An 11,670-nucleotide genomic window follows, 5' to 3' on the forward strand; every position below is an offset into this window, starting at 1 on the left:
CTCAGCCCTCCAGGTCGGTGGCGACGGCGCGCAGCACGGCGGCGACCTTCCGGGCGTGGCCGCGATCGGGGTAGCGGCCGTGGCGCAGCCCCTCGGAGACGTCGTCGAGCAGCTTGATCAGGTCCTCGACGATCGGGACCAGCTCGTCGGGCTTCTTGCGGTTGGCCGCGGCGACGGTGGCCGCCACCGACGGGAGCGGGTCGAGGATGCGGACCTGCAGCGCCTGGTCGCCGCGGCGGCCGGCGACGATGCCGAACTCCACGCGCTGACCGGGCTTGAGGTCGGTGCCGGCGGGCAGCGCGTCCTTGTGCACGAAGACGTCGGGACCGTCCTCGCGGGACAGGAAGCCGAAGCCCTTCTCCGCGTTGAACCACTTCACTCTGCCGGTGGGCACGGTGGATTCCCTCAGTTCCTCGCTCTGGCGCGGCACGCTGGCCGGTCGGACGACGGCGGCAGGACGCCGCTGGTCACCAGGTTAGCCGCCGCGCCGCCGCGCCGACCTGCCGATTCCCGGCGGGTCCCTACGCTGGGCCGGTGCCCGACCACCCCGACTACCGCTTCACCCTGGCCAACGAGCGCACGCTGCTGGCCTGGCTGCGGACCGGGCTGGCGCTGGTCGCGGGCGGGGTCGCCGTCGCCACCTACGCCCCCGACCTCGGGGTCCCGTGGGGCAGCTCCGCCGTCGCGCTGGCGCTGGTCGCCATCGGCCTGGGCATCGCGCTGGCCGGGTACCGCCGGTGGCGGGCCAACGAGGCGGCGATCGAGTCCGGGCGGGCGCTGCCCTCGAGCGTGCTCGTCCCCGCCGTGGTCGCCGCCGTGAGCGCCGTAGTGGTCGTCGTCGGCGTCCTCGTGGGCCTAGAGGTCCTGCGCGGGTGACCGACCCGGTGGAGACCCAGCCCGAACGGACCGCGCTGGCCTGGCAGCGCACCGGGCTGGGGCTGCTCGCCGTGGCCGGGCTGGTGGCGCACCGGGCAGTGGGCGCGGAGCGGCCCGCGCTCCTCGTCGCGGGCGGGGTCACCGCGTTGCTCGGGCTGCTGCTGCTCGGAGCGCTCGCTCCCGCCCGCTACCGGCAGGTGCGCCGCAGGGTGGCCGACGGCGGGCGCGTCTCGAGCCCCGCGCTGGCCCGCGCGGCGACCGCCACCGTCGTCCTCACCGCCCTCGCCGCCGCCGTGGCCGTGCTCATCCCGGGCTGACGTCCGGGGTGATCCGGAGCCGGTCCAGCAGCGCCAGGAAGACGACGGCGAAGTCGTTCTCCGCCACCTCGCGGGCCACCAGCCCCCAGTCGACCTGCTCGCGCAGCGCGCGGGCGACCGGCAGCAGCCGGGAGAAGTCGCAGTAGTGCTCGTCCAGGGCCATCAGCTTGGACACCACGATGTCGGTCGGCGCCAGCACCGGCATCTGCACGGAGAGGACGGGCAGCGTCTCGGCGCGGTCGACCAGGTCGTTCCCCACGGGGAGTCCGCAGGCCCGCCAGATCACGTCGACGAAGACGTCGTCCCGCACGATCTTCAGCAGCCAGTCCTCGGCCGGCTCCACCACCTGCAGGCCGGCGTCGGCGAGCGCTTCGGCCGCCCGCCCGGCCTCGGCCGCCGGGACGAGGAAGTCGGCGTCGTGATCGGGCTCGGGCGCACCGCGCGCCCAGGCGGCGTAGCCGCCGCAGAGCGCGAACGGCACGTTCCCCTGTTTCAGCGCGACCGCGGTCCGCTTCAGCAGGTCGCGCACCTGCTCCCGGGGAGACGTCTGCACCCAGCGCCTGCTACCCGCAGGTAACGCCCGCACACAGCGGGGTAGACCGGGCGCCCGGCGGGCACTGGGAGCGGGTGCGCATCGCGACCTTCAACCTCCTGCACGGACGCTCGCTCGACGACGGCCGGGTCGACGTCGACCGGCTGGCCGCCGCGGTCAAGACCCTGGACGCCGACGTCCTCGGTCTGCAGGAGGTCGACCGCGACCAGCCGCGGTCGCACGGCGCCGACCTGACCGCCGTCGCGGCCGAGGCGATGGGGGCCGTCGACTCCCAGTTCGTCGCGGCGCTGTCCGGGACGCCCGGCGGCACCTGGATGGCCGCCACCGGCGACGAGCAGCCGGGGTCGGCCAGCTACGGCATCTCCCTGCTCTCCCGGTACCCGGTGGTCTCCTGGCGGGTGGTCCGGCTGGACGCGCTGCGGGTGAGCGTGCCGCTGTGGTCGCAGCAGTCCCGCCGTCCGTTCCTGGCCCGGGACGAACCCCGCGTGGCCGTCGCCGCCGTCATCGACGGCCCCTCCGGGCAGGTCACCGTGTGCAACACCCACCTGTCGTTCATCCCCGGGTGGAACGCCCACCAGCTGCGCACGCTGGTGCGCTCGCTCGCGGGCACGCCGGAGCCCCTGGTGCTGATCGGTGACCTCAACATGCAGCAGCGCGCGGCCGCGCGGCACAGCGGGCTGCGCCCGGTCGCGACGGCGGCGACGTTCCCGGCGCCCCGGCCGACCCGGCAGCTGGACCACGTCCTGGTGCGCGGCGGCATCCGGGCCGGCGGCCCGGCCGAGGCGGTACGGCTCCCCCTGTCCGACCACCGGGCGCTGGTGGTCCCGGTCGCCCAGGGGTGACGGACTGGAACGGCCACCCTTCAAGGGCCCGCGCCGAGCGTGCGAGGCGTGGGGGGGAAGGGTGGTCCTTCTTCAGGCGTTGCGCACGGCCGCCGCGGACTCCAGCCCCAGCTCCGCCACCGACACCTGACGCATCTCCACCTTGCGGATCTTGCCGGTCACCGTCATCGGGAACTCGTCGACGACCTTCACGTACCGCGGCACCTTGTAGTGGGCCAGCTTGCCGGCGCAGAACTCGCGGAGGCTCTCGGCGGTGAGCGGCTCGGCGCCCTCGCGCAGCCGCACCCAGGCCATGAGCTCCTCCCCGTACCGCTCGTCGGGGACGCCGATGACCTGCGCGTCGACGATGTCGGGGTGGGTGTAGAGGAACTCCTCGATCTCCCGCGGGTACACGTTCTCCCCGCCGCGGATGACCATGTCCTTGATCCGGCCGACGATGTTGAGGTAGCCGGCGTCGTCCATGACGGCGAGGTCGCCGGTGTGCATCCAGCGGGCGCGGTCGATGACCTCGGCGGTCTTCTCCGGCTCGTCCCAGTAGCCGAGCATCACCGAGTAGCCGCGGGTGCAGAACTCGCCGGGGGTCCCACGGGGGACGGTCAGCCCGGTCGCCGGGTCGACGACCTTCACCTCCAGGTGCGGGTGCACCCGGCCGACGGTGGAGGTGCGCCGCTCCAGGTCGTCGTCGGCACCGGTCTGCGTGGAGACCGGCGAGGTCTCGGTCATGCCGTAGCAGATGGTCACCTCGGTCATGCCCATCTCGGCGACCACCCGCTTCATCACCTCCACCGGGCACGGCGAGCCGGCCATGATGCCGGTGCGCAGGCTGGAGAGGTCGAACTCGCCGAAGTTCGGCAGCCCGAGCTCGGCGATGAACATCGTCGGGACGCCGTACAGCGAGGTGCAGCGCTCGTCCTGCACGGCCTGCAGCGTCAGCGCGGGGTCGAACCCCGGCGCCGGGATGACCATCGTCGCGCCGTGGCTGGTGGCGCCGAGATTGCCCATCCCCATGCCGAAGCAGTGGTAGTACGGCACCGGGATGCAGACGCGGTCGGCCTCGGTGTAGCCGCACCCCTCGCCGACGAAGAACCCGTTGTTGAGCAGGTTGTGGTGGGTGAGCGTGGCGCCCTTCGGGAAGCCGGTCGTGCCCGACGTGTACTGGATGTTGATCGGGTCGTCGGCGGAGAGCTGCGTCTCGCGCTCGGCGAGCAGCCCCCGGTCCCCCTCCCGGCCCGCGCGCATCAGCGCATCCCACTCCGGGGAGCCCAGGAAGACGACCTCGCGCAGCTCGGGGCACTCACCGCGCACCTCGGCGACCATGGCGCGGTAGTCGCTGGTCTTGAACGCAGGGGCCGCGACCAGCACGGAGATCCCGGCCTGCTTCAGCACGTAGGCGAGCTCGTGGGTGCGGTAGGCCGGGTTGATGTTCACCAGGATCGCGCCGAGCTTCGCCGTCGCGTACTGGACGAACACCCACTCGGCGCAGTTGGGCGCCCAGATGCCGACCCGGTCACCCTTGGCCACGCCGAGGGCGTCGAGCCCCAGCGCGCAGGCATCGACGTCGTCGACCAGCTGGGGATAGGTCCAGCGGCGACCGGAGGCGCACTCGACGAGCGCCTCGTGGTCGCCCACCCGTGCCGCCGTCCGATCCAGGTTCGCCCCGATCGTGTCGCCCAGCAGGGGGACCGTGGAGGTCCCGCTGCTGTAGGACGGCAGCGCGGGCGCGCTCACCGCCGCCGGCCCTCTGCGGTCTGGACGCCGGCCCGGTTGGGCTTGTCCGTCGGGTGGGCGTAGCGCAGGCGCTCCGGCGGGATCGGGAAGCCGTGGTCCTCGCCGAACGGCGACAGCGGGCCGGCGACCGAGGCCACGAGCTCGGTGATCGGCGGACCGCCGCCGTCGGACTCGCCCCAGGTGGGTTCCACCAGGTGGGCGTGCTTCTCGTTGCGCTTGGCCATGACGCCTCCGTGTGCGGTCGCGGGTGCACCGCGCGGTGCACTGTCCCCCACATCATCTCCTGACCGGCCTGCCCGGCGCGCGCCACCGCCCCCGCGGCGGGGGGGTGTCGCAGTCAGCGCCCCCGGGCGACGGCCCGGGCGCCGTAGAGGGTGCCCGCTCCCTCGGTCGTGAACACCCACTGCCCCACTCCGACCGGCGCGGCGAGCACGCTGCCGCCGTCGAGCGCCTGCACCGCGCGGGTCCGCCAGATCGCGGTGCTCAGCAGGCGGAGGTGGACGTCGTCGTCGAGGCCGTCGGGCTCGAAGGCGAGGACGGCCGGCCCGGCGACGCGCAGCGTGCCGCGGCGCCACGGGGTGCCGGCCAGCGCCCGCCGCCAGCGGTGGGTGCGCCACAGCGCCCCGGCGCCCACGCCGACGGCGGCCAGCCCGCCGAGCACGAGCACCAGGACGGCGAGGCCCGCACCGGGCACCCGGCGCCCGTCCTCGCCGGCGATGGTGATCGCGGCGACGCCGAGCAGGATCCCCAGGACGACGGCGATGGCCCCGCCGCCCAGCCAGCGCAGCGCCCCGACCTGGTGGGCGGCCAGGGCGGTCCGGGTGCCGGGGTCCTCACTCGCCGGGTGCATGCCTCCATGCTGGCAGCAGCGTCGGCGGGGGCGGCGACGTAGCGTGGACCGGATGCCCACGGAAGCTCCTGCGACGCTCGCCGCCTGGTTGCGCACCCGCAGCGACGAGCAGCTGCGCGCGTTGCTGGCGGCCCGGCCCGACGTGGCCCGCCCCGCGCCGTCCGACGTCGTCGCGCTCGCCAGCCGGCTGGCTGTCCCGGTGTCGGTGGACCGCGCGCTGGACGAGCTGGACGCCGCGACCCTGCAGGTGCTGGACGTGGTGCTGCTCGCGCCCACCGACGGTCTGGCGCCCGACGCGCTGTTCGGGGAGCTGCCCGAGGTCGGCGAAGACGTGATCGCCGGCGCGATCGAGGCGCTCACCGCGCGGGCGCTGCTCTGGGGCGACGACGTGCTGCACGCCCCCGACCCGGTGCGCCGTGCCGTCCGGCACCCCGCCGGCCTGGGTCGCCGCGCGGTGGACCTGCGCCTGCAGCTGCCCGCCGACCTCCCCGCCGCGCTCGCCGAGCTCGCCCCGGACGAACGCGCCGTCCTGGAGCGGCTGGCCGGCGACCGGCCGGTCGGCCACCTGCCCGATTCGCCGAACGGCGGCGCGTCACCGGCCCGGCGGCTGCTGCAGCGCGGACTGCTCGCCCGCATCGACGCGCTGAACGTCGAGCTGCCCCGCGAGATCGGCCTGCTGCTGCGCGGCGACCGGCCGTACGGCTCGCCGCGCCGTCGCCCGGAGCCCGCCGTCGTCACGCGGGACCCGCAGGTGGTGGACCGGCAGGCCGCCGGTGCCGCGCTGGAGTCGGTCGGGCGCGTCGGGGAGCTGCTCGCGCTCCTGGAGGAGGAGCCGGCCGGGCTGCTGCGCAGCGGCGGGGTCGGCGTGCGCGACCAGAAGCGGCTGGCGAAGACGCTGAAGGTCGCCGAGCCCGACGCCGCCTGGCTGCTGGAGCTGGCGCACGCCGGCGGGCTGCTCGACGTGGGTGGGCCGCACCGGGACGAGTGGCTGCCCACGCGGGCCTACGACGTGTGGCGGGAGCAGGACCTCGCCGACCGCTGGGCGGCGCTCGCGGCCGGCTGGCTCGGCGGTGTCCGGCTGCCCTCGCTGGTGGGGGTGCGCGACCTGGCCGGCAAGGCCGCCAACCCGCTCTCCCCCGACCTGGTGCGGCACACCGCGCCGGCGATCCGCCGGTCGGCGCTGGCCGTGCTCGCCGAGCAGCCGCCGGGTTCGGGGCTGGCGCCCGACGACCTCACCGCGCTGCTGCGCTGGCGCACCCCGCGCCGGGCGGACCGGCTGGCGCCGGTGCCCGACATGCTCGCCGAGGCCGCGCGGCTCGGGGTGCTCGTGGGCGGGGTGCTCTCCACCGGTGGCCGCGGCCTGCTGGCCGCCGGCGAGGACGGCGCCGCCGACGGCATGCGGGGGTTGCTGCCCGAGCCGGTCGACCACGTCCTCGCCCAGCCGGACCTGTCGCTGATCGCGCCGGGACCGCTGGTCGCCGAGCTGGCCGACACGCTGGCCGTCGTCGCCGACGTCGAGTCCTCCGGCGGCGCCACGGTGTTCCGGGTGTCGGAGGGCAGCGTGCGGCGGGCGCTGGACGCCGGCTGGTCGGCGTCGGACCTGCACGACTTCTTCGCCCGGGCGTCCCGCACCCCTGTGCCGCAGGCGCTGGACTACCTCGTCGACGACGTGGCCCGGCAGCACGGGCGGCTGCGGGTCGGGTCGATCGAGTCCTACGTGCGCTCGGACGACCACGGCCTGCTGTCCCAGGTGCTCAGCGACCGGCGCACCGCCGGGGCCGAGCTGCGCCGCCTGGCCCCGGGCGTGCTGGTGAGCGGGCTGGGCGCCGACGAGGTGCTCACCGTGCTGCGCGAGGCCGGGTACGCCCCGGCCGGCGAGCACCCGGGCGGGGCGGTGCTCACCCGGCCGCCGGCCCGGCCGCGCGCAGTGGGCCGCCGCGGCACCGAGCCACCGGCCGCGCCGCGCCCGCTCAGCGGCACCGACCTGGACGCCACGGTGCGGGAGATCCGGGCCGGCGACGCCGCGCTGGCCGCCCGCCGCGGGGAGGCGGTGCGGCAGGTGCCGGGCGTGACGACGGCGTCGACGCTGGAGCTGCTGTCGCGGGCCGTGCGGGAGGGCGTGCCGGTGTGGCTGGGCTACGTGGACGCCCAGGGCAGCGGCAGCCAGCGCGTGGTCCAGCCGGTGTCGCTGGCCGGGGGGTTCCTGCAGGGCTACGACGAACGCCGCGGGGAGAGCCGCACCTTCGCCGTCCACCGGATCACCTCGGTGGCGCTGGTGGAGGGCGACGCGGCCGGCTGAGGCGCGCGGTCTCCGGCACGGCGAACCGTCGGTGCCGCGGCCTACCGTGCCGCCGTGACCGAGACGTTCACCGCCGAGCTCTGGGTGCACGACGGGCCGGCGGGCTGGCACTTCCTCACCCTGCCGCCGGAGGTGGCCGACAAGGTGCGCGAGGCCGGTGCCACGGGCCGCAGCGCGTTCGGCTCCGTGCGCGTCACCGCCACGGTGGGCAGCACCTCGTGGCAGACGTCGCTGTTCCCCGACGCCGGCAGCGGCAGCTACCTTCTCCCGGTCAAGAGGTCGGTGCGGGCGGCGGAGCGGCTCGACGCCGGGGACCGCGTCCGGGTCGAGCTGGCCGTCACGGCTCCGCTGGCACGGCGTAACGGCGGGTGAACATCCAGCCCAGGTGGGCCGCGAGCCCCGCCAGGTAGCCGCCGACCAGCACCAGCGGCCACGGACCGAGGCCGGGGTCGCCGGCCGTGGCGGCGCGGACGACGAGCCACTGCACCCCGGTGAGGAGCAGGAACGTCCAGGCGCCGATCAGCCACAGGTCCGTCGTGATCATCCCGCGCAGCCGGTCGAGGTTCTCCGCCCGCTTCCAGTACCCCGGGCTCGGCACGTTGACCAGCTCGGGGCGGCACCGGCGGACGAACCGGGCGCAGCCGGCGAAGACCGCCGCCATGCCCAGCCCGAGCACCGCCGCGCCGACCAGGGCCGCGGGCCGGCCGGCCCAGGTGTCCGGCTCGCCGCCGGGGCCGAAGTGGACGGGCACCCGGTCGGGCAGCCGCGTCCACGCCCACACCCAGACCGCGGCGTACAGCGCCGTTGCGGCGGCGAACCAGCTCCTCGCCCGCATCCCGGCAACCTAACCCCCGGCGGCTGCGCCGGAGCCGGGCCGTCGTGCGGGGGAAGGCCGTGTCGTCCCCCGGCGTTACCGTGGTCAGTCCGGTACGCCCGCCGCGCCGCCGCCCCCGATCGAAGGACTCCCCCGCGTGAACGACGGTCCGCTCATCGTCCAGTCGGACAAGACCCTGCTGCTCGAGGTCGACCACCCGCTGGCCCGCGACTGCCGGGCGGCGATCGCGCCGTTCGCCGAGCTGGAGCGCTCCCCCGAGCACGTGCACACCTACCGGGTGACGCCGCTGGCGCTGTGGAACGCGCGCGCCGCCGGCCACGACGCCGAGCAGGTCGTGGACGCGCTGGTGCGCTACTCGCGCTACCCGGTGCCGCACGCGCTGCTGGTCGACATCGCGGACACCATGGACCGGTTCGGCCGGCTGACGCTGCAGAACCACCCGGTGCACGGGCTGGTGCTGTCCAGCACGGACCGCGCGGTGCTGGAGGAGGTCATCCGGTCGAAGAAGGTCGCCCCGATGCTGGGCGCCCGCATCGACGCGGACTCCGTCGTCGTCCACCCCTCGGAGCGCGGGCGGCTGAAGCAGGCGCTGCTCAAGGTGGGCTGGCCGGCCGAGGACCTCGCCGGCTACGTGGACGGCCAGGCGCACCCGATCTTCCTGGACCAGGAGGACTGGCAGCTGCGCGACTACCAGCAGGAGGCCGTCGACGGCTTCTGGGCCGGCGGCTCGGGCGTCGTCGTCCTGCCCTGCGGGGCCGGCAAGACGCTGGTCGGCGCCGCGGCGATGGCCGAGGCCAAGGCGACCACGCTGATCCTGGTGACCAACACCGTCTCCGGGCGGCAGTGGAAGCGCGAGCTCATCGCCCGCACCACGCTGACCGAGGAGGAGATCGGCGAGTACTCCGGCGAGCGCAAGGAGATCCGCCCGGTCACGATCGCGACCTACCAGGTGATCACCACCCGCCGGAAGGGCGAGTACCGGCACCTGGACCTGTTCGACGCGCAGGACTGGGGCCTGATCGTCTACGACGAGGTGCACCTGCTGCCCGCGCCGATCTTCCGGCTGACCGCCGATCTGCAGTCCCGCCGTCGGCTGGGCCTCACGGCCACGCTGGTGCGCGAGGACGGGCGGGAGGACGACGTCTTCTCGCTCATCGGGCCGAAGCGCTACGACGCGCCGTGGAAGGACATCGAGCAGCAGGGCTACATCGCGCCGGCCGAGTGCGTCGAGGTGCGGGTGGCGCTCGACGACGAGGAGCGGATGACCTACGCCGTCGCCGAACCGGAGGAGCGCTACCGGATCGCCGCCACGGCGCAGTCGAAGCTGCCGGTGATCCGCCGGGTGCTGGAGCGGCACCCCGAGGAGCAGAAGCTCGTCATCGGCGCTTACCTCGACCAGCTCGAGGCGCTGGGCGAGGCCCTCGACGCCCCGGTCATCCAGGGGTCGACGACGAACAAGGAGCGCGAGCGCCTCTTCCAGGCGTTCCGCATCGGCGAGATCAAGACTCTCGTCGTCTCCAAGGTCGCCAACTTCTCCATCGACCTGCCCGAGGCCGCCGTCGCCGTGCAGGTGTCGGGGACGTTCGGGTCGCGCCAGGAGGAGGCGCAGCGGCTCGGCCGGGTGCTGCGGCCCAAGGCCGACGGCCGGCAGGCGCACTTCTACACGGTGGTCAGCCGCGACACCCTCGACAGCGAGTACGCCGCGCACCGGCAGCGCTTCCTCGCCGAGCAGGGCTACGCGTACACGATCGTCGACGCCGGCGACCTGGCCGGCCCAGGCGAGGTCAACGGCCCCGACTGGGTGGACGAGCCGGCCGACTGACGGTCTCTGCCGGTCCCCTTCGGCTTCAGTCGGGGTAACGACTCGCCGATCACGCGGGGGTGGAGCTCCACTCCGGGGGGACGCCGGCGACGGCCAGGTGCCGGTTGGCCTACGGGTACGGCCCCCCGCGACGGGGCCGGCTCGAGTTGTCCCCTGTGCGGCCGACCTGGCGCCGGCTCCGCGAGGAGGTCGACCTCACCGGCGCATCGCCGGTCGCCTCGTCGGTACTCTTCGATCACCCGGACGGACCGGCGGATCTGCTGCTGCAGCTCCGCGACGGTGACTCGGTGCAGTTGCGCCTGGCGACCCCTGACGCGCTCGAACTGACCCGCCTGCTCGCGGCAGGTGTGCCAGGGGGCTCCGCCGCTCCTGAACCGGCACCGATCCGGCGCAGGCCGCCCCGCGGCGCGGCCGCGATCGCCGTCATGCTCACCGGAGTCCTCTACGTCGGCTTCTACGTCCTCATGGCCGCCACCGGATACGCGGCGACCGCAACGGTCACCAGCGAGGACCGTGATGGGGACGGCTTCTGCGACGTGGTGTGGGAGGACGCCGCCGGTCAGTGGCACAGCGGCGAGTGCAGCTGCTCCGACGAGTCGGCAGGGAGCACCATCGACGTCCTCGTATCCGGCTGGCCTTTCCCCGATGAGGCCATCACGCCGGGCGACTTCGCCCTCGAGACGCTCGTCGTAGGAATTCCGCTGTGCGGCTTCGGCGGGGTGCGGCTGCTGTTCGTGCGGAGACGAGCAGCGCGATGGCGCACCGACCTGGCGTCGACATCGTCACCGGGTACGGCGCAGCCGTTGCCGCGGGCTGCCGAGGCAGCTGCGACGCACCGGGCTCTGGCCCGCACCCGCCGTCGGACCATGGGGGTCTTCGCCCTCGGGATCCTCTCCCTCACGGGCTTCATGGTGAGCGCGAGCGTCGTCTTCGACCAGAGTGCGGAGCTTCGCGCATCCGGCGAGCAGACGGTCGGCACCGTCGAAGAAATCCGTCCCAGGCAGGGCCTCACGACGGGCAGCGCACTCATCCGTTACCGGGTCGATGGCGTGGAGAGGTACGAGACGGTGGCCCTGGGTGACTACACCGACCGCTACTCCGAGAACCAGACCGTCACTGTCCACTACGACGCGGCGGATCCAGGCCACATGACGATCGACGACCAGGACAACCAACCCTCGTGGTCGGTCCTACCCATGATCGTCGCCCTGGTGGGCGGGCTCGGGATGGTCTGGCTGGCCGGACACCGCTGGGTGCGTGGTCTCCGCGTCGAGCGGCTGCTCTGGGATCGACCGTGGGAGCGGGTCCGTGCGGACGTCGCAACCCACGGTGCGGGGCTGGTGGTGCGCCTGGACGACGGATCGGTGTGGCGCTCTGGACGGTCGCCCGGTTGGCGACGGCGTGAAAACGGTGCGGACCTGCCAACGACCGGGCACGAGGATGACGACGTGGACGACCGGTCCTTCTGGTGGGTCTCCGACGGCACCAGGGCCGTCTTCGCCCGCGACCGGAGCGGTCCGTTCGTCCGCACGCGTCGTAGCCGCTGAC

13 protein-coding genes are annotated in these 11,670 nt (G+C 74.6%); 7 read left to right on the plus strand and 6 right to left on the minus strand.

From position 1 onward, the window contains the following. Position 1 precedes the first annotated feature (1 nt). A complete protein-coding gene (locus ACI8AP_RS04110) occupies positions 2–394 on the minus strand; it encodes a cold-shock protein (protein WP_456588061.1) in 393 nt (130 codons plus the stop codon). Between the two features lie 140 nt (positions 395–534). On the opposite strand from ACI8AP_RS04110, the gene ACI8AP_RS04115 reads away from it, so the two are divergent. After that, positions 535–876, plus strand: coding sequence for a YidH family protein (locus tag ACI8AP_RS04115; protein WP_456588062.1), 342 nt, complete (start codon positions 535–537; stop codon positions 874–876). Then, positions 873–1,193 (plus strand): DUF202 domain-containing protein, encoded by a 321-nt coding sequence (locus ACI8AP_RS04120; RefSeq protein WP_456588063.1) that lies wholly within the window; start codon positions 873–875, stop codon positions 1,191–1,193. The genes ACI8AP_RS04115 and ACI8AP_RS04120 overlap by 4 nt, the downstream gene beginning before the upstream one ends. On the opposite strand, the gene ACI8AP_RS04125 is transcribed toward ACI8AP_RS04120, so the two are convergent. Then, complete coding sequence (locus ACI8AP_RS04125) at positions 1,180–1,746, minus strand: nucleotidyltransferase family protein (protein WP_456588064.1); 567 nt, start codon at positions 1,744–1,746, stop codon at positions 1,180–1,182. The two genes, ACI8AP_RS04120 and ACI8AP_RS04125, sit on opposite strands and share 14 nt — an antisense overlap. 74 nt (positions 1,747–1,820) lie before the next feature. Here ACI8AP_RS04125 and ACI8AP_RS04130 point away from each other — a divergent pair, with 74 nt between their 5' ends. Continuing rightward, positions 1,821–2,588: an endonuclease/exonuclease/phosphatase family protein gene (locus ACI8AP_RS04130; RefSeq protein WP_456588065.1), complete on the plus strand. Its 768-nt coding sequence runs from the start codon at positions 1,821–1,823 to the stop codon at positions 2,586–2,588. A 72-nt stretch (positions 2,589–2,660) separates the two neighbouring features. On the opposite strand, the gene ACI8AP_RS04135 is transcribed toward ACI8AP_RS04130, so the two are convergent. The 3 genes from ACI8AP_RS04135 to ACI8AP_RS04145 all read right to left on the minus strand — a co-directional run bounded on the left by ACI8AP_RS04135 (position 2,661) and on the right by ACI8AP_RS04145 (position 5,166). Then, a complete protein-coding gene (locus ACI8AP_RS04135) occupies positions 2,661–4,316 on the minus strand; it encodes an AMP-binding protein (protein WP_456588066.1) in 1,656 nt (551 codons plus the stop codon). Continuing rightward, a complete protein-coding gene (locus ACI8AP_RS04140; RefSeq protein ID WP_456588067.1) occupies positions 4,313–4,540 on the minus strand; it encodes a hypothetical protein in 228 nt (75 codons plus the stop codon). Before ACI8AP_RS04140 ends, ACI8AP_RS04135 begins: the two co-directional genes overlap by 4 nt. A gap of 113 nt (positions 4,541–4,653) precedes the next feature. After that, entirely contained in the window at positions 4,654–5,166 is a 513-nt protein-coding gene (locus tag ACI8AP_RS04145) for a hypothetical protein (RefSeq protein WP_456588068.1), read from the minus strand. A 52-nt stretch (positions 5,167–5,218) separates the two neighbouring features. On the opposite strand from ACI8AP_RS04145, the gene ACI8AP_RS04150 reads away from it, so the two are divergent. Together ACI8AP_RS04150 and ACI8AP_RS04155 are read left to right on the plus strand one after the other, a co-directional pair. Then, positions 5,219–7,465 carry a helicase-associated domain-containing protein gene (locus ACI8AP_RS04150; RefSeq protein ID WP_456588069.1) on the plus strand — a complete coding sequence of 749 codons (2,247 nt, stop codon included), beginning with the start codon at positions 5,219–5,221 and terminating at the stop codon, positions 7,463–7,465. Positions 7,466–7,519: 54 nt separating this feature from the next. After that, complete coding sequence (locus ACI8AP_RS04155; RefSeq protein ID WP_456588070.1) at positions 7,520–7,837, plus strand: DUF1905 domain-containing protein; 318 nt, start codon at positions 7,520–7,522, stop codon at positions 7,835–7,837. Here the strand turns inward: ACI8AP_RS04155 and ACI8AP_RS04160 are convergent. After that, entirely contained in the window at positions 7,803–8,300 is a 498-nt protein-coding gene (locus ACI8AP_RS04160) for a DUF1648 domain-containing protein (RefSeq protein WP_456588071.1), read from the minus strand. The two genes, ACI8AP_RS04155 and ACI8AP_RS04160, sit on opposite strands and share 35 nt — an antisense overlap. Positions 8,301–8,436: 136 nt before the next feature. Here ACI8AP_RS04160 and ACI8AP_RS04165 point away from each other — a divergent pair, with 136 nt between their 5' ends. Next, positions 8,437–10,122: a DNA repair helicase XPB gene (locus ACI8AP_RS04165; RefSeq protein ID WP_456588072.1), complete on the plus strand. Its 1,686-nt coding sequence runs from the start codon at positions 8,437–8,439 to the stop codon at positions 10,120–10,122. A 155-nt stretch (positions 10,123–10,277) separates the two neighbouring features. Next, the gene (locus ACI8AP_RS04170; RefSeq protein WP_456588073.1) at positions 10,278–11,669 is read left to right on the plus strand and encodes a DUF3592 domain-containing protein; all 1,392 of its coding nucleotides are present in this window, start codon (positions 10,278–10,280) and stop codon (positions 11,667–11,669) included. Position 11,670: the final 1 nt, after the last annotated feature.

It is taken from the genome of Blastococcus sp. SYSU DS1021, from assembly GCF_054050995.1.

Excerpts from the sequence above, each read along its gene's own strand:
- ACI8AP_RS04160 (WP_456588071.1), bottom strand. The coding sequence starts at position 8,300 with ATGCGGGCGAGGAGCTGGTTCGCCGCCGCAACGGCGCTGTACGCCGCG.
- ACI8AP_RS04150 (WP_456588069.1), top strand. The coding sequence starts at position 5,219 with ATGCCCACGGAAGCTCCTGCGACGCTCGCCGCCTGGTTGCGCACCCGC.
- ACI8AP_RS04140 (WP_456588067.1), bottom strand. The coding sequence starts at position 4,540 with ATGGCCAAGCGCAACGAGAAGCACGCCCACCTGGTGGAACCCACCTGG.
- ACI8AP_RS04145 (WP_456588068.1), bottom strand. The coding sequence starts at position 5,166 with ATGCACCCGGCGAGTGAGGACCCCGGCACCCGGACCGCCCTGGCCGCC.